Source organism: Arthrobacter sp. MPF02 (genome assembly GCF_046605375.1).
Taxonomy (GTDB): domain Bacteria; phylum Actinomycetota; class Actinomycetes; order Actinomycetales; family Micrococcaceae; genus Arthrobacter.
The window spans coordinates 1701653-1720843 of sequence record NZ_CP176772.1 but is presented as its reverse complement, the minus strand read 5'-3'; the positions used below and the strand labels follow the sequence as shown (position 1 = coordinate 1720843).

Genomic DNA, 19191 nt, shown 5'->3' with positions numbered 1-19191 from the left:
CGCGATCGCTTCACGTACGCGGAATTACTCTACATCCAGATAGGCTGAATTCCAGAATCGCGCCGCCGACGCCGCACAAGACCCTGCAAACCAAGTACAGCCGCGGTGGCACCTAAGATAGTGATGTCCCGCCGTACCTTTCCAAGGAGATCCCGTGACTGAACAGACGGAGTCCAAGTCCGCGTCCCAGCCGGCGCGCCGCGTCGTCGTGGCTGAAGATGAAACCCTCATCCGCCTCGACATCATCGAAATCCTGCGCGGCGAAGGTTACGACGTCATCGGCGAGGCGGACAACGGCGAGAAGGCCGTCCAGCTCGCTGAAGAACTCAAGCCGGATTTGGTCCTCATGGACGTCAAGATGCCCGTCATGGACGGCATCTCCGCTGCCGAAAAGATCGTCAAGGCACGCATCGCCCCCGTGGTGCTGCTGACTGCCTTCAGCCAGAAGGAACTCGTGGAGCGCGCCCGCGACGCCGGGGCCATGGCCTACGTGGTCAAGCCCTTCACCCCCGCGGACCTGATCCCCGCCCTGGAGATTGCGCTCTCCCGCCACGAGGAAATCAAGGCCCTCGAAAGCGAGGTCTCCGACCTGCAGGAGCAGTTCGCCACCCGCAAGCTCGTGGAGCGTGCCAAGAGCCTCCTCACCACCAAGATGGGCCTCACCGAGCCGGAAGCCTTCCGCTGGATCCAGAAGACGTCCATGGACCGCCGCCTCAGCATGCGTGAGGTCGCCGAGACCATCATCAACCAGGTCAACTAAACAGCGGGCAGGTTGAGCTTGTCAGATTTGGCAAGCTCAACCACCGGCATACAAAAAGGACCCCTGCCAACTGAACTGGTCCCCGATAGTTGGACTGGCCAAGTAAGATCCTAAGCCGCGAGGGCCTGGGCTCGGTATTGCACCGGGCTCAGGCCCTTGAGCTTTGTTGAGATCCGGTTGTTGTTGTACCAGCGGATGTAGCCGTTTAGGTTTGCGGTCAGCGCCTCGGTGCTGATGAACCGAACGCGGTGGAACATCTCTTCCTTGAGGTGGCCGAAGAAGTTCTCCATCACGGCATTGTCGTAGCAGTTTCCCTTGCGGGACATGGATTGGACTGCGCCGGCGTCTTTAAGGAGCGATTTCCAAGAGGCGTGACGGTACTGGAAGCCCTGGTCTGAATGCACGATCGGCTGTTGGCCGGGTTCCAGGCAGGCGAGGGCTTGCTTGAGCGAAGAGTTGGTGAGTGCAAGGTTCGGGGACGGGCTAATTGAATGGGCGATGATTTGCCGGTCAAAGAGGTCCATGACCGGCGAGAAGTAGAGCTTCCGGTCACCGACACTGAATTCGGTCACGTCCGTGACCCACTTCTGATTCGGGGCGGTGGCCGCGAATTCCCGGTTCAGCAGGTTAGGCGCGGCAGTGCCTTGTTCGCCTTGATAGGAGTTGTAGCGCTTCCTCCGCCGGACCCTGCAGGCCAGCCCGAGTGTGCGCATCAGCTTCAGTACGGTCTTCTTCGCGAGTATCCAGCCCTGCTTGAGTAGTTCCGTGTGGACACGACGGTGCCCGTACCGGCCGTGGTTCGTCGTAAAAGATCTCGGTGATTGTGGCCTTGAGGGCCTCGTGGGGGTCTGGAGCCTGGAGTCGTGACTGGTGATAGAAGAATGTCGATCGGGCAAGACCCGACACTTGCAATAGAACAGGAAGCGGGAAGTCAGCCTTGAGGGCGGTGAGGGCCTGGACCTTCACCGTTGTTCTTGAGCCCTCAAGGCCCGCAATTTTCCCAGATAGGCCACTTCTGCCCGCAAACGCTCGTTTTCACGGCGCAGCCGCTCCAGCTCGGAGGGTTCAACCGGCGGGGTGTAGGGCTTCCGTGGCCGGCCTTTTGGCTTTGGTCGCAAGGAGTCCGGGCCCTCAAGACGATACGCGCGCACCCACGTTCTCAGTAGGACCGGCGAGGACAGGCCAGCTTCTGCCGCTAAATCAGGCGCAGTCTCGCCAGCGAGGAACCGTTCGACCAAAGCGAGCTTGAATTCGAAAGAGTATGACTGTTTTGTCGGCTTGGTCACCAGCGCTCCTTGACCATGAATCCTCCACCGCCGATACAGCCTCTTGACCGGCCAATTAGCCACGCCCAACAGATTAGCTGCCGCCTTATCTGCAAGACCTTTCTCAAACCACGCTACAGCCGCCTCACGCTGAGCCTCAGACAACGAACTATCTACACGCAAAAAACTGCTCCCCGGAAGTCAGAACTGAATTTCTCAGTCCAACTTCCGGGGAGCAGTTCAAACCGGCAGGGGTCCTTTCAGTTGTCCTAGGCCTGGGGAGCCTTCTTTTTCTTTTCCGGCCAAGGGCCGAGCTTCTCGCGGTTGCTGGTGATCTCGCCGGCGCGGGTGGAGTCGGCGAGGTCGCCCACCTTGTGCACCTTCAGCGAGTTCGTGGAACCGGCCTTTCCGGGAGGCGAACCGGCGGCGATGACTACCAGGTCACCGTTCTCCACCAGGCCCATCTCCTCGAGGCTGCGGTCGACCTGGGCAGTCATGGCGTCCGTGTGGTCCACCATCTGCACCAGCACCGGCTGGATGCCCCAGGTCAGCGCCAGCTGGTTCCAGACCTGCTCCACCGGCGTGAACGCGAACACGGGCTTGATCGGACGCAGGCGGGACAGGCGGCGCGCCGAGTCGCCGGACTGGGTGAACGCACAGATGTACTTGGCGTCCAGCTGGTCGGCGATTTCGACGGCGGCACGCGTGATGGCGCCGCCACGGGTCTTGGGCTTGGTCCCCAGCGGGGGAACACGCTCCAGGCCGTGGACCTCGGTGGACTCGATGATCCGGGCCATGGTCTTGACGGTGTCGATCGGGTACTTACCCACGCTGGTCTCACCGGACAGCATAACGGCGTCAGCACCATCCAGGACGGCGTTGGCGCAGTCGGAAGCCTCGGCCCGGGTGGGCCGCGGGTTGTCAATCATTGACTCCAGCACCTGCGTGGCCACGATGACCGGCTTCGCCCACCGGCGTGCCAGCTCGATGGCACGCTTCTGCACGATCGGCACTTCCTCCAGGGGAAGCTCCACGCCAAGGTCGCCACGGGCCACCATAATCGCGTCGAACGCGTCAATGATCTCGGGCAGCTGCTCAACGGCCTGCGGCTTTTCGATCTTGGCGATAACCGGCGCACGGCGGCCTTCCTCGTCCATGATCTCGTGTACGCGCTTGATGTCCTGCGCGTCCCGGACGAAGGACAGGGCGATCAGGTCCACGCCCCGGCGCAGGGCCCAGCGCAGATCGTCCTCGTCCTTTTCGCTCAGGGCGGGGACGTTGACGGCGACGCCGGGCAGGTTAATGCCCTTGTTGTTGGACACCATGCCGCCCACGGTCACCTCGGCAACCACCTTGACGTCGTCGACGGCCGTGGCGCGCATGGCCACCTTGCCGTCGTCGATCAGCAGGGTGTCCCCCACCTTCACGTCCTCAGTGAGGCTCTTCAGGGTGGTGGAGCAGATCTCCTGGGTGCCCGGAACGTCCTCGGTAGTGATGGTGAACGTGTCACCCGCAGCCAGGGCGTGCGGACCGTCCACGAAGCGGCCCAGGCGGATCTTGGGACCCTGCAGGTCAGCCATGATCGCCACGGCCTTGCCCAGGTCCGCGGCCGCCTTGCGGACGTTCTCGTAGGTGTTGTCGTGCACCGTGTAGTCGCCATGGCTCATGTTCATCCGGGCGACGTCAACACCAGCTTCGAGCACCGCGAGGGTGTTCTCATAGCTGGCAATTGCCGGGCCGAATGTAGCCACAATTTTTGCGCGTCTCATATACCTACCCTATTGGTCACTTGCATTGGTTAGTTGTCGCGGGGGTGAACTTCTCCCCCGGGTGCAGCGCTACAGGACGGCGATGGCGCGGTCTGTGGGCGCGACGGGCGCAGGCAGGATGGTGCTTCCCATCAGGTACTTGTCGACGGCGGCTGCCGCGGCACGCCCCTCGGCGATGGCCCACACGATCAGCGACTGGCCGCGGCCGGCATCCCCGGCAACGAACACACCTTCGGTGTTGGTCATGTAGTAGCCGTCCCGGGCCACGTTGCCGCGGCCGTCGAACTCTGCCTTGACCTGCTCGGTGATGTTGGCGGGCTCGGCGCCCGTGAAGCCCAGGGACAGGAACACCAGGTCCGCCGGGATGATGCGTTCCGTACCGGCCTTGGGCAGGCGCTTGCCGTCAACGAACTCGGTTTCGGCAACCTTGACGCCGGTCAGCTTGCCGTCCTCGCCCACGAACTCGACGGTGGAGGCAAGGTACGTGCGTTCGCCGCCTTCTTCGTGGGCGCTGGCCACCTCGAAGAGGGTGGGGAACGTCGGCCAGGGCTGGTGGGTGGCACGCTCGGCCGGCGGCTGCTTGCCGATGGCCAGCGTGGTCACGGACGCGGCACCATGGCGGTGCGCGGTGCCGAGGCAGTCAGCGCCGGTGTCGCCGCCGCCGAGGATCACCACGTGCTTGCCCTGGGCGTGGATCTGGTTCTCCACGGCGTCACCTGCCACGGCGCGGTTGGCCGGGACGAGGTAATCCATGGCGAAGTGGACGCCCTCGAGGTCGCGGCCCGGGATGGGCAGGTCGCGGGGAACGGTGGCACCGGTGCAGATCACGACGGCGTCATAGCGCCTCCGCAGCTGCTCCCACGTCACGTCCGTCCCCACGGAGACGCCGGTCCGGAAGCGGGTGCCTTCGGCCTTCATCTGCTCGATGCGGCGGTCCACCTGCTCCTTTTCCATCTTGAAGTCCGGAATGCCGTAGCGCAGCAGGCCCCCGATCCGGTCATCGCGCTCGTACACGGCAACGGTGTGGCCCACCCGGGTCAGCTGCTGGGCAGCGGCCAGGCCGGCAGGGCCGGAGCCCACCACGGCCACCGTCTTGCCGGTGAGGCGTGCGGGCGGCAGGGGCTCAACCCAGCCGTTGTCCCAGGCCTCGTCAATGATGGAAACTTCCACCTGCTTGATGGTGACGGCAGGCTGGTTGATTCCCAGCACGCAGGACGCCTCGCACGGGGCGGGGCACAGCCGGCCGGTGAACTCCGGGAAGTTGTTCGTGGCGTGCAGCCGTTCGATCGCTTCCTCGCCCTTGTCCCGCCACATCAGGTCATTCCACTCGGGAATGAGGTTGCCCAGCGGGCAGCCCTGGTGGCAGAACGGAATACCGCAGTCCATGCAGCGGCCGGCCTGCGCCTTCAGCGTGCCCTTTTCCTGCGCCTCGTACACTTCCTTCCAGTCCATGATTCGGACGGGAACGGGACGGCGCGGCTGGGTTTCACGCTGGCGTACTTTCAGAAATCCGCGTGGATCAGCCACCGGTTACCTCCAAAATTCGGGACCATACTTCTTCACCGTCGGGGTCAAGGCCCTCTTCGATGGCGTCGAGACGGGTCTGCAGCACGGCCGCGTAGTCGCGCGGCAGCACCTTGGTGATGCGGGCGGCGGTGTCATCGAAGTTCTCGAGGAGCCGCGCGGCCAGCTGGGAGTCAGTTTCTTCCACGTGCTTGACCAGCAGGCCGTGCACGATCTCGCGGTCCTCGGCGTCCAGCTCGCGGAGCTGGAGTTCGCCGGACTGCAGGGCTTCCTTGTTGACCCGGGCGGCATCAAGGTCAAGGACGTAGGCGGTGCCGCCGGACATGCCGGCGCCGAAGTTGCGGCCGGTGCGGCCGATGATCAGCGTCTGGCCGCCGGTCATGTACTCGCAGCCGTGGTCGCCGATGCCTTCAACAACAGCGGTGGCACCCGAGTTGCGGACCAGGAAGCGTTCGCCCACCTGGCCGCGCAGGAACATTTCGCCGCTGGTGGCGCCGTAGCCGATCACGTTGCCGGCGATGACGTTGGTCTCCGCCTTGAAGACGTTGGTGCGGTCCGGGCGGACGATGATGCGGCCGCCGGACAGGCCCTTGCCCACGTAGTCGTTCGAGTCGCCGTACAGCCGCAGGGTGATGCCTGCGGGCAGGAAGGCGCCCAGCGACTGGCCGGCGGTACCGTTCAGGGTCACATCGATGGTGTCCGTTGCGAGCACGTCCGTGCCGAACGTCTTGGTGACTACGTGGCCCAGCATGGTGCCCACGGAGCGGTCCGTGTTGATGACGTCCACGGTGATCTTCACCGGGCTGCGGTCCGTGAGGGCCTCGGTGGACATGGTAATCAGCCGCTGGTCGAAGTGCTTGTCCAGCTCGTGGTTCTGGCCGGTCATGTTCCGCAGCGGCGCGTCGTCATCGAACTCCAGCCCGTGCAGGATCGGGTCCAGGTCCAGGCCATCGGCCTTCCAGTGGTCGATCGCGTCGCGGGTGTCCAGGACCTCGGCGTGGCCGATGGCCTCCTCCAGGCTGCGGAAGCCCAGTTCGGCCAGGATTTCACGGACTTCCTCGGCCAGGAACTCGAAGAAGTTGACCACGAATTCCGGCTTGCCGGTGAAGCGGGCGCGCAGCTCCGGGTTCTGGGTGGCAACACCCACAGGGCAGGTGTCCAGGTGGCAGACACGCATCATGATGCAGCCTTCCACCACCAGCGGCGCTGTGGCGAAACCGAACTCCTCGCCGCCCAGCAGGGCTGCGATCACAACGTCGCGGCCGGTTTTGAGCTGGCCGTCAACCTGCACCACCACACGGTCGCGCAGGCCGTTGAGCATCAGCGTCTGCTGCGTCTCGGCCAGGCCGAGCTCCCACGGGACGCCGGCGTGCTTGAGCGAGTTCAGCGGCGAGGCGCCGGTTCCGCCGTCGTGTCCGGAAACAAGTACGACGTCGGCCTTCGCCTTGGTCACGCCGGACGCCACGGTGCCGATCCCGACTTCCGACACCAGCTTGACGTGCACCCGGGCGGAGGGGTTGGCGCGCTTGGCATCGTAGATGAGCTGCGCGAGGTCCTCGATCGAGTAGATGTCGTGGTGCGGGGGCGGCGAGATCAGGCCCACGCCGGGGGTCGAGTGCCGGGTCCGCGCCACCCACGGGTAGACCTTCTGGGCCATCAGCTGGCCGCCTTCGCCGGGCTTGGCGCCCTGTGCCATCTTGATCTGGATGTCGTCGGCGTTGGTCAGGTAGAGGCTGGTCACGCCGAAGCGGCCGGAGGCGATCTGCTTGACTGCGGAACGGCGCTCGGGATCCATCAGGCGGTCCACATCCTCGCCGCCCTCACCGGTGTTGGACTTGCCGCCCAGCCGGTTCATGGCGATTGCGAGCGTTTCGTGGGCCTCCTGCGAGATGGAGCCGTAGCTCATGGCGCCCGTGGAGAACCGCTTGACGATGCTGGAGACGGGCTCCACTTCCTCAAGGGGAACCGCGGGACGGTTGTGCTTGAACTTCAGCAGGCCGCGCAGGGTCATCAGGTTGCTGGACTGGTCGTCCACGCCCTTGGTGTAGGCCTTGAAGATGTCGTAGCGGCGCTCACGCGTGGCGTGCTGCAGCCGGAAGACGGTCTCCGGGTTGAACAGGTGCGGCTCGCCGTCGCGGCGCCACTGGTACTCGCCGCCGCCCAGCAGCGGGCGGTGCGGCTGCTCGATGCCGCCGTCCGGGTACGCCATCTGGTGCCGCGCCGAAACTTCGGCCGCGATGACGTCCAGGCCTACGCCGCCCAGCTGGGAGTGCGTTCCGGCAAAGAATTCGTCCACCAGCTCCTGGCCCAGGCCGAGGGCCTCGAAGGTCTGGGCGCCGGTGTAGGAAGCAACCGTGGAGATGCCCATCTTGGACATGATCTTCAGGACGCCCTTGCCGAGGCCCTTGATCAGGTTGTAGACGCCGTCCTGCGGGGTGACGCCAGTGACGTCGCCGGCAGCGATGAGCTGCTCCACCGATTCCATGGCCAGGTACGGGTTGACGGCGGAAGCGCCGTAGCCGATGAGCACGGCCACGTGGTGCGTCTCGCGGACGTCCCCGGCCTCAACCACCAGGGCAGTCTTGGTCCGGTTGGCGCTGCGGAGCAGGTGGTGGTGCACGGCGCTGACCAGCAGCAGCGACGGAATGGGGGCCCACTGCGCGTTGGAGTCGCGGTCGGACAGCACGATGTACTGCACGCCGCGGTTGATGGCGCCGGAAACCTGCTCGCAGATCTCAGTCAGCCGGGCGCGAAGCGCGGTTTCGCCGCCCTCGGGACGGTACAGGCCGCGGACCTTCATGGCCACGCGGTTGCCGTCAGCGTCCTCGATGTTGGCAATCTTGGCCAGCTGGTCGTTGTTGATCACCGGGAACGGCAGCTGGACCTGCGGCTGGCGGACCTGCTTGGTGTCCAGGAGGTTGCCGTTGGGGCCGATGGCGCACGTCAGCGACGTGACCAGTTCTTCACGGATGGCGTCCAGCGGCGGGTTGGTCACCTGCGCGAAGGACTGCACGAAGTAGTCGAAGAGCAGGCGCGGGCGCTTGGACAGCACGGCAACGGGGGTGTCGGAGCCCATGGCGCCCAGCGGCTCGGCGCCGGTGCGGGCCATCGGCCCGAGGAGGATCTTCAGTTCCTCGGTGGTGTAGCCGAAGGTCCGCTGGCGGATGTTCACCGACGCCGCAGTGTGCACCACGTGCTCGCGCTCGGGGAGGTCGTTGAGATCGATCAGGTTGTCCTTGACCCACTCCGCCCACGGGTTTGCGGCGGCGACTTCAGCCTTGACCTCCTCGTCGTCGATGATGCGGCCGGCTTCGGTGTCCACCAGGAACATCTTGCCGGGCGAGACGCGGCCCTTCTTGACCACCTTGGAGGGCTCGACGTCGATGACGCCCACCTCGGAGGCGAAGACGATCAGGCCGTCCTCCGTGATCCAGAACCGGCCCGGGCGCAGGCCGTTGCGGTCCAGTGTTGCGCCCACCAGGTTGCCGTCGGTGAAGGACACGGCGGCGGGGCCGTCCCACGGTTCCATCAGGAGCGAGTGGTACTCGTAGAAGGCGCGGCGGGCCGGATCCATGGTGGCGTGGTTTTCCCAGGCCTCCGGGATCATCATCATGATCGCGTGCGTGATGGGGCGGCCGGACAGCCACAGGAGCTCGGCAACCTCGTCGAAGGAAGCGGAGTCGGAAGCGCCGGGCGTGCAGATGGGGTACAGCTCTTCGGGAGCGTCGCCCAGCAGCGGGTTGGCGAGCTGGGACTGGCGGGCACGCATCCAGTTGCGGTTGCCCTTGACCGTGTTGATCTCGCCGTTGTGCGCGATGGTGCGGAACGGCTGGGCCAGCGGCCAGGAGGGGAACGTGTTGGTGGAGAACCGCGAGTGGACAATGGCGAGCTTGGTCTTGAAGCGCTTGTCCGAAAGGTCCGGGTAGAACGGCTCCAGCTGCGCGGTGGTAAGCATGCCCTTGTACACGATGGTGCGGGAGGACAGCGACGGGAAGTACACGCCGTACTTGTTCTGGGCACGCTTGCGGATACGCCAGGCGCGGGCGTCGAGTTCGTTGCGGTCCAGTTCCTCCCCGGTTGCCGAGGCCAGGAACGGCTGGGAGAAGTAGGGCATGCAGGCGCGGGCCATGGCCCCGACGAGGTCGGCCACCACGGGCACTTCGCGCCAGCCCAGGACCTTCAGGCCTTCGTCCGCGGCGAGTCCTTCGATGCCGGCCTTGGCGGCATCGGCCTCGCGCTGCTCGGCAGGCAAAAACGCGGTGCCGGCCACGTACTGGCCGGGTGCGGGAAGTTCGAATTCGATGACTGCCCGGAAGAACTCGTCCGGGATCTGCATGAGGAGGCCGGCGCCGTCACCGGTGCCCTCGTCAGCGCCCACGGCACCGCGGTGCTCGAGGTTGCGCAGGGCGGTGAGGGCGGCATCAACAATGTCGTAGCCGGGTTCGCCGCGGAGGGTTGCGATAATCGCAAGGCCGCACGCGTCCTTCTCCTGCTCCGGGTTGTACAGCCCGGCAGCTTCCGGCATGGCTGCGAAGCGCTTGAACGGCGAGATGGCAGTCTCAGGCTGTTCCGGTTCAGACCAGCTGGGAGTATGCAGAGTTTGGGTCATGGGAGACGTCCTTCCTCCTGATCGTGCGTATGGAAGGGACACCTTTGGCCCCACTCGTCGGCGCCGCAGATGGTGGGCACAACAAAGTGTTACTTACTGGAAATTGTAGGTCAGCTCGGCCTGCTGAACTAACAGTTACGCAGGCCCCTGCCCAGGAGCTCTTCCGGGCAGCAGCTCTATGCTGGCCGGGCGATGCCCCATGCCACGACATTGTGGTTTCGGGCCTTTCGAGCGGTGGCTCTGCTGCCCTACGTGGCCGGCGGTTTACTTGCTGGTGCCGGCCTCCGGTGCGGTTCCTGTGGCTGTGCTGCCGGAGTGTCCGGCCGCCGTGGCATCCGTTCCGGGCGTGGTGCCGGCCGGTGCCGCCCCGGCCTTGTCCGCGGGGACGGATGCAGGCCTGGAACCGCTTTGGTTATCAGGGAGATTATCACGCGCTTCACTATCTGAGACAACCGGGTCCGGATCACGGACGTCGTTTGCGCCGTCGCGAAGCTCTCCTGCCGCCCCTCCCTTGGCCGGTTCCCGGCCCGGTAGGTAGACGGTGTCGGGCTCCGTCCGGCCCTTCCGGCCCAGCAGAATGAAGATCACGAGCGCTGTCACAAACACGAAAATACTGGTCCAGACGTTCAGCCGCGTGGTGAGGCCGAACAACGAGATTTGTTCCGCTTCGTCGATGCGCATTGCCTCGATCCACACCCTGCCCAGGGTGTAGTACATGGCGTAGAGCCAGAAAAGGCGGCTGCGGCGGAAGTTGAACCTGCGGTCAAGGGCAAGCAGCAGTACGACGCCGGCCAGGTTCCACAGCGATTCGTACAGGAACGTGGGGTGGAACAGGGTGTCCGCGGGGACTCCGGCGGGGAAGTTCGGGTTGTCCGCATCGATTTGCAGGCCCCACGGAAGGGTGGTGGGCCCGCCGAAGAGTTCCTGGTTGAACCAGTTGCCCCAGCGTCCGATGGCCTGCGCAAGCAGCAGCCCGGGGGCTGCTGCATCCAGGAACGCGGACAGCTTGACGCCGCTGCGGCGGCAGCCAATCCAGGCGCCGACGGCACCCAGCACGACGGCACCCCAGATGCCGAGGCCGCCGCGCTGGATTTGCGGAATAAGGGAGAGGTCTCCGGTGCCGTCGAAGCCGGGGCCGAAATAGGCGTCCGGCGACGAGAAGACATGGTAAAGCCGTCCGCCGATGATGCCGAACGGGATGGCCCAGACCACGATGTCCCAGACGCTTCCTTCAGGCGCGCCGCGCTTCGCCCAGCGGACGGTGGTCAGCCACAGGCCCGCCACGATGCCGGCCAGGATGCACAGCGCGTACGCGTGGATGCGCAGCGTTCCCCACGGCAGGGGGATATCGAATCCGGACCAGTCCGGGCTGGGAATGCTGGCGGGCACCAGGGCGGCCGCCTGAAGGATGGTCTGCATCTGGTTACGCTTCTTCCCGGGAGAGTCCGGTGCTCAGGTCCCTGGTGAGGGCTGCGACGGCGTCCACGCCGCCGTCGCCCAAAGCCTTAACCAGGGCGGTGCCGACGATGACGCCTTCGGCATAGGCCGCGATTTCGCGGACCTGCGCGGCGTTGGACACACCGAGGCCAACGCAGACGCGCCCGGCGCCGGCGTCGTGGGCTGCCTTCACCACATCCCTGGCCGCGGTGCTCACCGAGGAACGGGCCCCCGTCACGCCCATGATGGAGACCGCGTAGACGAAGCCGCGGCTGGCGTCGACGGTCCGCTGCATGCGCTCGGCGGTGGAGGACGGCGCAACCAGGAAGACCCGGTCCAGTCCGTACTTGTCCGAGGCTTCCATCCACTCGGCTGCCTCGTCGGGAATGAGGTCCGGCGTGATGAGGCCCGCTCCCCCGGCCTCGGCAAGGCGGCGGGAGAACTCGTCAACGCCCATCCGGACAACGGGGTTCCAGTAGGTCATCACCAGGACGGCAGCGTCGGTCTGGCTGGTGATCCCGGCGACGACGTCGAACACCTGGCTGACGCGGAACCCGTTGGCCAGAGCCTCGGTAGTGGCGGCCTGGATGACCTGGCCGTCCATGACGGGATCGGAGTAGGGGATGCCGATTTCAATCAGGTCGGCGCCGTTGCGGGCGGCCGCGATGCCGGCGGCGATGGATTCCTCCACGCTGGGGTAGCCGGCGGGCAGGTAGGCGATCAGGGCGGCGCGGCCCTGGGCTCGGGCCCGGTCAATCGCTGCCGCCGACTTGCTGGTCATCTGTGCCTTGCCGGCAATCTGTGCACCGCTCACAGTTGCTCCCCCTCTTTACCGATCTCCGACTCCGCGGAGTCCTTCTCCAACAGATCGAACCATTCGGCGGCAGTGGCAACGTCCTTGTCACCGCGGCCGGACAGGTTGACGATCACGATCTTGTCCCTGGCGGTATCCGCGTCCTCGGCGGCAAGCCGCTGGCCCACCTTGATCGCGCCGGCCAGCGCATGCGAGGACTCGATGGCGGGAATGATGCCTTCGGTGCGGCACAGGAGCCGGAAGGCCTCCATGGCTTCGCTGTCGGTGATCGGCTCGTAGCTGACCCGTCCGATATCCGAGAGGTAGGAGTGCTCCGGGCCGACGCCGGGGTAGTCCAGTCCTGCGGAGATGGAGTGCGACTCGATGGTCTGGCCGTCGTCGTCCTGCATGAGGTAGGAACGCGCGCCGTGCAGCACTCCCGGCTTGCCCAGGGTGATGGTGGCGGCGTGGCGCCCGGTGTCCACGCCGTCGCCGCCGGCCTCAAAGCCGTAAATCCTGACCGAGGGATCGTCGAGGAAGCCGTGGAAAATGCCGATGGCGTTGGAGCCGCCGCCGATGCAGGCGCAGACGGCGTCCGGCAGGCGGCCTTCCTGCTCCAGGATCTGGGCCCGGGCTTCCTCGCCAATGACTTCATGGAAGTAGCGGACCATGGCGGGGAACGGGTGCGCGCCGGCAGCGGTGCCCAGCAGGTAGTGGGTGTTGTGCACGTTGGCCACCCAGTCCCGCAGGGCGTCATTGATGGCGTCCTTGAGGGTCTGCGATCCGCTGGTCACCGGGATCACCGTGGCGCCCAGCAGCTCCATCCGGGCGACGTTCAAGGCCTGGCGGCGGCAGTCCTCGGCACCCATGTAGACCACGCACTCCAGGCCCAGGAGTGCCGCGGCGGTGGCGCTGGCTACGCCGTGCTGGCCGGCTCCGGTTTCGGCGATGACCCGGGTCTTGCCCATCCGCTTGGCGAGGAGCGCCTGGCCGAGCACGTTGTTGATCTTGTGCGAGCCGGTGTGGTTGAGGTCTTCGCGCTTGAGGAACACCCGCACTCCCCCGGCGTGCCCGGAGAAGCGCTTGGCCTCGGTCAGCAGGGAGGGCCGGCCGGAGTAGTTTTTGTTAAGGTCGGCGATCTGGGCGCGGAACTCGGGATCGTCCTTGGCCTTGTTGAAGGTTTCCTCAAGTTCGTCCAGGGCTGCGATCAGGGACTCGGGCATCCAGCGTCCGCCGTAGCTGCCAAAGTAGGGCCCCGGCGCATGCCGGAGCGAGCCGCCCTGCAGGAATGCTTCCGCGGCGTTGTTGTCAGCAGCTGAAGGTGCGTCAGCCATCAGTCCCGTCCTGTTTCAGTAGATAGTCGAAAAAATGTGCGGTTCCGGCGGGCGCCGGAGGAGGCGCGGGCAGTCGGCCGCGCGCCGGTACCGGTCCCGTCAGCCGCGTGCGGCGATGGCGGCTGCCCCGGCTGCCGTGAACTCCGCGATCCGCTCCCGCGGGGTGGAGTGGCTTACCAGCGCCTCGCCCACCAGCACCGCGTTGGCGCCGCTGGCGGCGTAGTGCGTCACGTCGTCAACGTCCCGCACGCCTGATTCGGCGACCACGAGGGAGTCAGCCGGAATCCGTCCGGCGAGCGTTGCGAACAGGGAACGGTCGACGTCTAGCGTCTTGAGGTTGCGCACGTTGACGCCGATGATGCGCGCTTCTGCCGCTGCGGCGCGTTCGATCTCCTCTTCCGTGTGCGTCTCCACCAGTACATTCATGCCGAGTTCCGAGCTGAGCGCGCTGAATTCGCTGAGCTGGGCGTCGGAGAGCGCGGCAACGATGAGCAGGACCAGGTCCGCCCCATGGGCGCGGGCCTCCCAGATCTGGTATTCGTCGAGCGTGAAGTCTTTCCGCAGGAGCGGAACGTCGACGGCGGCGCGCACCGCGTCGAGGTCGGCCAGGGACCCATTGAACCGCCGCTGTTCGGTGAGAACGCTGATGACGGAGGCACCGCCGTCGGCATACTGCCTTGCCAGGGATGCGGGATCGCCGATGCTGGCAAGGTCCCCCTTGGACGGGCTGCGCCGCTTGATTTCCGCGATGACTTTGAGTTCGTCGCGGGATGCGGAGGGGCCACCGAGCGCTGCCCAGGCATCGCGGGCAGGTGCCGCTGCCTGGGCCAGGTCCTTCAGTTCAGCCAGCGAAACGAGCCGCTTCCTGGCCTCCATGTCCTCCCGGACACCGGCATTGATGTCGTCGAGAACAGTTGCCATCAGTGGCCGGAGTTCTTCAGCTTGCTGCCTTCGACGCCGTAGCCTGCCTTGCGCATGATGTAACCGAGGATCAGGCCGAGCACCATCACGCCGGCGCCCGCGATGAAGATCGGGGTGCTGGCGATGACGAAGGCGATCGATGCGATGAGCGCGCCCACCAGCATCACGATCACGCAGGTCCAGGCAGCCGGGCTGTTGCCGTGGCCCAGTTCCTGGCTGTGGTCGATGTGGCCGGGGGCAACCTGGCGGGTTCCGGACTTGGAAACGGATGCAGGGGCTTTGCTGCTCATGGAAAATCTCCTCAAGGTGAATACTGGTTACATTCTGCCATTTTTTGGACGCTCACCCGTTATCCGCACCGGCCTGCCCGTCCCGGCGCGGCAACAGTTCCGTCATCACGTGGGGTCGTCGCCGCGCGAAAGCCGGTCCCAGCTGTCGATCTCGTCGATCGGACCTGCCGCCGTTGCACTGGCGGCGGTTCCCGGCGCGTCATACCGGGTGCGCGTCTTCCAGTACCGGCTGGCGGGAATGATCAGCAGGGCGGCCAGGGCGAGCAGGCACCCGGCGACGACGGCGAGCGTGGGGAAGGCGGTCACGGCCACCTGCGCACTGCCGCCGCTGATGCCGGTGGCCGCGGCGATGGAACCCCGTGCAGCCGCGGACGGGTCGGCCAGGACGGTGGCTGCGGCGGTGACGATGCCGGCGGAGGCAAGGACGATGATGGCGGTGATGATCCACCTGGCGATCCTGCCCGCGATGGCTGCCGCGAGTCCGCCCGCCAGTGCCACGAGGGCGAGGGCCGTCACCGTGGTGGCCGCGTCGCTGCCCTGGACCTCAAGCGGTTCCTGCGCGGCGGCCGCCTGGCCTGCCTGGCTGGGATCCAGCGTGGCGGACAGCCAGGTCTGGGTGGTGGTGCCGAAGACGGCCAGCGCGAGCACGGCGACCAGGAGCACGAGTGTGCCCTTCCGGGCCCAATTCGGCGCTCCCTTTCTCGCCTTGTTCGCCTTCCCGTCGGCGGTTCCGGGATCGGGCATCAGGAGTCCGCCCCGCCGGGGAGCGAGTCGGCCGAAATGTTCTTCAGGGAACCGGCGGTGTGCACCGCCCGGAGCGGTGCCGCGGCCTTGTTCACGGTCTCGAGGGCCTCGGTGGGATTCACTGAGTCCGCCACGATGCCGCCACCCGCCTGCACGTACGCCCGGCCGTCCCTGAGCAGCGCCGACCGGATGGCGATGGCCATGTCCATGTCGCCGGCAAAGTCGAGGTACCCCACCACGCCGCCGTAGATGCCGCGGCGGTGCGGTTCCAGTTCGTCGAGCAGGCGCAGCGCCCGGGGCTTCGGTGCGCCGGACAGAGTGCCGGCCGGGAAGGTCGCCTTCAGGACGTCGTACGCCTTTGCCCGGGGTGAGAGCCTTCCCACCACGGTGGAGACCAGGTGCATGATGTGGCTGAAGCGCTCCACCTCCATGAACTGGGTGACGTCCACGGTACCGGCCACACACACCTTGGACAGGTCGTTGCGGGACAGGTCCACCAGCATGAGGTGTTCTGCCCGCTCCTTCTGGTCAGCGAGCAGTTCCTCGGCGAGGGCCTTGTCCGCTTCCACCGTCTTGCCGCGGGGGCGGGATCCGGCAATGGGGTGCGTGATTACCTCTTCCCCGGTGACGGTGACCAGGGCCTCCGGCGAGGACCCCACGATGGAATACTCCCGTCCGTCGGCGTCCGCCAGGCTGAAGATGTACATGTACGGGCTGGGGTTGGTGTTACGGAGTACCCGGTACACGTCCAGGGCGGAGGCGTTGCACTCCATCTCGAACCGGCGGGAAATGACAACCTGGAACACTTCGCCGTCAACGATCGCTTCCTTGCCCCGGTCCAGGGCGGCAAGGTATTCGTTCTCGTCCCAGCGTTCCTGCACGCTGGAGGCAAAGTCCAGTGCGGCCGGGGCCAGGACTGAGACCGGCTGCGCCACCGGCGTGCTCACCTTGGCCAGGAGTGCCTTTACCCGGGCGACGGCGTCGTGCCAGGCCTCGGCCACCCGCTGGGAGCTGTTGTCGAAGTTGATGGCGTTGGCGATGAGCAGCACCGTGCCGTCCACGTTGTCGTGGACCGCCATGTCCGTGACCAGGTTCAGGGCCATCTCGGGCAGCTGCAGGTCATCCTCGGGCGGGCTGACCAGCCGCTCCCAGTGCCGCACGGTTTCCCAGCCAAGGAAGCCCACCAGGCCGGAAGTAAAGGGCGGCAGTCCGTCGAACCTGTCCGTCCGGAGCGCGTCGATTGTGTCGCGGATGGCGTCCACGGGGCTGCCGTCCACCGGAACGCCTGCGGGAGGTTCCCCCAGCCAGTGCGCATTGCCGTCCTTGGTGGTCAGTGTGGCGCGGGACCTGGCACCGATGAAGGAGTAACGGGACCAGGCGCCGCCGACCGCCGCCGATTCCATGAGGAACGTGCCGGGCTGGCCCTGGGCCAGTTTGCGGTACAGGCCGATAGGGGTTTCCGCATCAGCCAGCACTTTGAGCCGTACGGGGATGACGCGGCTGTGGCCGGCAAGTTCCCGGAACTCCTCCAGGGTGGGGCTGATGATTCCAAGGTCCTGCATGGTGCTAAGTCTTCCACCTGTTCTCGTAAGGGCCGGTTCCCACCGGCGCCTTGAATGGTCGTGCAGAGGGCGGGCCGCGGCCCCAGGGGGAGCAGCCCTGCGGCACCGCTCCGGTTCAGCCCGCCTGGGCCGCAGTAACGTCCAGTTCCCTGCCGTCGAAGCAGGTCCGGGTACCGGTGTGGCAGGCGGCACCCACCTGGTCCACACGCACCAGCAGCGCGTCGCCGTCGCAATCCATGGCAACGGACTTCACCCACTGGACGTGCCCGGAGGTGTCCCCCTTGCGCCAGTACTCCTGGCGCGAGCGGGAGTAGAAGGTGACCCGGCCCGTGGTCATGGTGCGGTGGAGGGCTTCGTCGTCCATCCAGCCAAGCATCAGGACCTCATTGGTGTCGTACTGCTGCACCACGGCAGCCACCAGGCCGGCGGCGTCACGCTTAAGCGCAGCGGCGAGATCCGCAGGGAGCGGGCTGGCCGGTGAAGCCGCGCCGGCGGAAGCGGTTGCGGTTCCGGGCGCGGTGGGGACCGTTTGGACGGTGCTTGGGGCGGGGGCGGGCTGCTTAGACATCAGGTCAAGTCTAGTGCCTCCTGCCGGGCCAATCCTGATGCGGACAGCGGCGCGCCAGCGGCAGCAGGGGCGCTGCCCAACTCTGTGCCGGTCGTGCTAGTTTTCCAAGTGATGCATTTCGTCGAACCGTCCCGAGAAGTCCTGGCCGAGACCCTGCTTGCGGCCGGTCCTGACGCGCCCACGCTGTGCAAGGGCTGGCGTACCAGGGACCTCGCAGCGCACCTTTACCTGCGCGAGCGGAAGGTGTCCGTAGGGCTGGGCCTGATCATCAAGCGCTTGTCCAGGGCCTCCGACCAGGCGACGACCAAGCTAGCCGCAAAGCTCGCTACGGCCGAGGACTATGCCGGCCTGGTGAACACCTTCCGCGGCGGACCGCCGGCGCTCTCGCCGATGAACATCAAGGCGCTCGACGAAAGCTCCAACCTCATCGAGTACTTCGTGCATACGGAGGACGTCCGCCGCGCCGTTGACCGGTGGGCTCCCCGCGCGCTTGACGAGGCCTACTCCGAAGCCCTCTGGGACGAACTGGTGAAGCGCGCCGCCATCCTGTACCGCGGCGTTGACCTGGGCATCGTGCTGGTCCGCCCCTCCGGCCCGCGGCACGTCGCCAAGCGCGCGCCCGTCTCCGTGGCCATCGTCGGTGAGCCGGGCGAACTGCTGATGCACGCCCACGGCCGCACCCGCCACGCCCTGGTCACGTTCGAAGGCCAGCCGGACGCCGTCGCGCTCCTGCAATCGGCCGAAGTGGGCATCTAACCCGACATTATCAACCTACACTGGTTGAAATTTTCGAATCAGCCCTCTGCGGTTGAGCTTTACCTGACCTCGAAGCCCGCGGCCCGGATTGCGTCCTTGACCTGGTGCATCATGTCGTTGGGGCCCCAGTGGAAGATCGAGGCTGCGAGGACAGCGTCAGCACCTGCAGCAATCGCCGGCGGGAAGTGCGCCGGCTCGCCGGCTCCGCCGGAGGCGATCAGCGGGACTTTCACTGCGGCGCGGACTGCCTTGATCATGTCAAGGTCGAAGCCGTCCTTGGTGCCGTCGGCGTCGATGGAGTTCAGCAGGATCTCCCCCACGCCACGGTCGGCGGCTTCCCTGGCCCACTCGATCGCGTCGATTCCGGTGCCGGTACGCCCGCCATGGGTGGTCACTTCGAAGCCCGACGGCGTGGGTTGGGATCCGGGGCGGGTGCGGCGGGCATCGACGGACAGGACGAGCACCTGCGAGCCGAAGTGCCGGGTGATTTCGTCGATCACGTCGGGGCGTGCGACGGCGGCGGTGTTGATGGCAGCCTTGTCGGCGCCGAAGCGGAGGAGCTTGTCCACTTCGGCCACGCCGCGGACGCCGCCGCCGACGCACAGCGGGATGAAGACTTCCTCCGCGGTACGGCGGACCACGTCGAAGGTGGTCTCGCGGTTTCCGGAAGATGCGGTCACATCAAGGAACGTCAGTTCGTCCGCGCCGGCCTTGTCGTAGCGGTGGGCCAGTTCCACCGGGTCGCCGGCGTCGCGGAGGCCTTCGAAGTTGACGCCCTTGACGACGCGCCCGGCGTCGACATCAAGGCAGGGAATGACACGTACTGCTACTGCCATGGGTACTCCTGGAATTCTTTTGT

16 protein-coding genes are annotated in these 19191 nt (G+C 66.2%); 2 read left to right on the top strand and 14 right to left on the bottom strand.

Annotated features, from left to right (window positions below):
- Positions 1-154: 154 nt before the first annotated feature.
- Positions 155-760, top strand: a complete 606-nt coding sequence (locus ACLH0K_RS08065; RefSeq protein WP_138135991.1) for an ANTAR domain-containing response regulator — start codon at positions 155-157, stop codon at positions 758-760.
- A 110-nt stretch (positions 761-870) separates the two neighbouring features.
- Here the strand turns inward: ACLH0K_RS08065 and ACLH0K_RS08060 are convergent, their stop codons facing one another.
- The 13 genes from ACLH0K_RS08060 to hisI form a co-directional block, all read right to left on the bottom strand.
- The gene (locus tag ACLH0K_RS08060) at positions 871-1656 is read right to left on the bottom strand and encodes an IS3 family transposase (protein ID WP_411375866.1); all 786 of its coding nucleotides are present in this window, start codon (positions 1654-1656) and stop codon (positions 871-873) included.
- Between the two features lie 66 nt (positions 1657-1722).
- Complete coding sequence (locus ACLH0K_RS08055; protein WP_411375867.1) at positions 1723-2046, bottom strand: helix-turn-helix domain-containing protein; 324 nt, start codon at positions 2044-2046, stop codon at positions 1723-1725.
- Positions 2047-2294: 248 nt separating this feature from the next.
- The gene (pyk, locus tag ACLH0K_RS08050) at positions 2295-3794 is read right to left on the bottom strand and encodes a pyruvate kinase (RefSeq protein WP_411376261.1); all 1500 of its coding nucleotides are present in this window, start codon (positions 3792-3794) and stop codon (positions 2295-2297) included.
- A gap of 69 nt (positions 3795-3863) precedes the next feature.
- Positions 3864-5321, bottom strand: a complete 1458-nt coding sequence (locus ACLH0K_RS08045; protein ID WP_411376260.1) for a glutamate synthase subunit beta — start codon at positions 5319-5321, stop codon at positions 3864-3866.
- Positions 5314-9927, bottom strand: coding sequence for a glutamate synthase large subunit (gene gltB / locus ACLH0K_RS08040; protein ID WP_411376259.1), 4614 nt, complete (start codon positions 9925-9927; stop codon positions 5314-5316). Before gltB ends, ACLH0K_RS08045 begins: the two co-directional genes overlap by 8 nt.
- Before the next feature lie 264 nt (positions 9928-10191).
- Positions 10192-11346, bottom strand: coding sequence for a prolipoprotein diacylglyceryl transferase (lgt, locus tag ACLH0K_RS08035; protein WP_411376258.1), 1155 nt, complete (start codon positions 11344-11346; stop codon positions 10192-10194).
- A gap of 4 nt (positions 11347-11350) precedes the next feature.
- Entirely contained in the window at positions 11351-12145 is a 795-nt protein-coding gene (gene trpA / locus ACLH0K_RS08030; protein ID WP_411376434.1) for a tryptophan synthase subunit alpha, read from the bottom strand.
- A 29-nt stretch (positions 12146-12174) separates the two neighbouring features.
- Positions 12175-13491, bottom strand: a complete 1317-nt coding sequence (gene trpB / locus ACLH0K_RS08025) for a tryptophan synthase subunit beta (protein ID WP_411376257.1) — start codon at positions 13489-13491, stop codon at positions 12175-12177.
- A gap of 99 nt (positions 13492-13590) precedes the next feature.
- On the bottom strand, positions 13591-14412 hold the full coding sequence (gene trpC, locus ACLH0K_RS08020) for an indole-3-glycerol phosphate synthase TrpC (protein WP_411376256.1): 822 nt from the start codon (positions 14410-14412) through the stop codon (positions 13591-13593).
- Positions 14412-14702, bottom strand: a complete 291-nt coding sequence (locus ACLH0K_RS08015) for an HGxxPAAW family protein (RefSeq protein WP_411376255.1) — start codon at positions 14700-14702, stop codon at positions 14412-14414. The genes trpC and ACLH0K_RS08015 overlap by 1 nt, the downstream gene beginning before the upstream one ends.
- Before the next feature lie 105 nt (positions 14703-14807).
- On the bottom strand, positions 14808-15446 hold the full coding sequence (locus tag ACLH0K_RS08010) for a Trp biosynthesis-associated membrane protein (RefSeq protein WP_411376254.1): 639 nt from the start codon (positions 15444-15446) through the stop codon (positions 14808-14810).
- Entirely contained in the window at positions 15446-17008 is a 1563-nt protein-coding gene (locus tag ACLH0K_RS08005; RefSeq protein WP_411376253.1) for an anthranilate synthase component I, read from the bottom strand. Before ACLH0K_RS08005 ends, ACLH0K_RS08010 begins: the two co-directional genes overlap by 1 nt.
- Positions 17009-17123: 115 nt before the next feature.
- Positions 17124-17576, bottom strand: coding sequence for a phosphoribosyl-AMP cyclohydrolase (hisI, locus tag ACLH0K_RS08000; protein ID WP_411376252.1), 453 nt, complete (start codon positions 17574-17576; stop codon positions 17124-17126).
- Positions 17577-17687: 111 nt separating this feature from the next.
- On the opposite strand from hisI, the gene ACLH0K_RS07995 reads away from it, so the two are divergent.
- Positions 17688-18332 carry a TIGR03085 family metal-binding protein gene (locus tag ACLH0K_RS07995; protein WP_411376433.1) on the top strand — a complete coding sequence of 215 codons (645 nt, stop codon included), beginning with the start codon at positions 17688-17690 and terminating at the stop codon, positions 18330-18332.
- A 59-nt stretch (positions 18333-18391) separates the two neighbouring features.
- Here ACLH0K_RS07995 and hisF read toward each other — a convergent pair whose 3' ends face one another.
- Positions 18392-19168 (bottom strand): imidazole glycerol phosphate synthase subunit HisF, encoded by a 777-nt coding sequence (hisF, locus tag ACLH0K_RS07990; protein WP_411376251.1) that lies wholly within the window; start codon positions 19166-19168, stop codon positions 18392-18394.
- Positions 19169-19191: the final 23 nt, after the last annotated feature.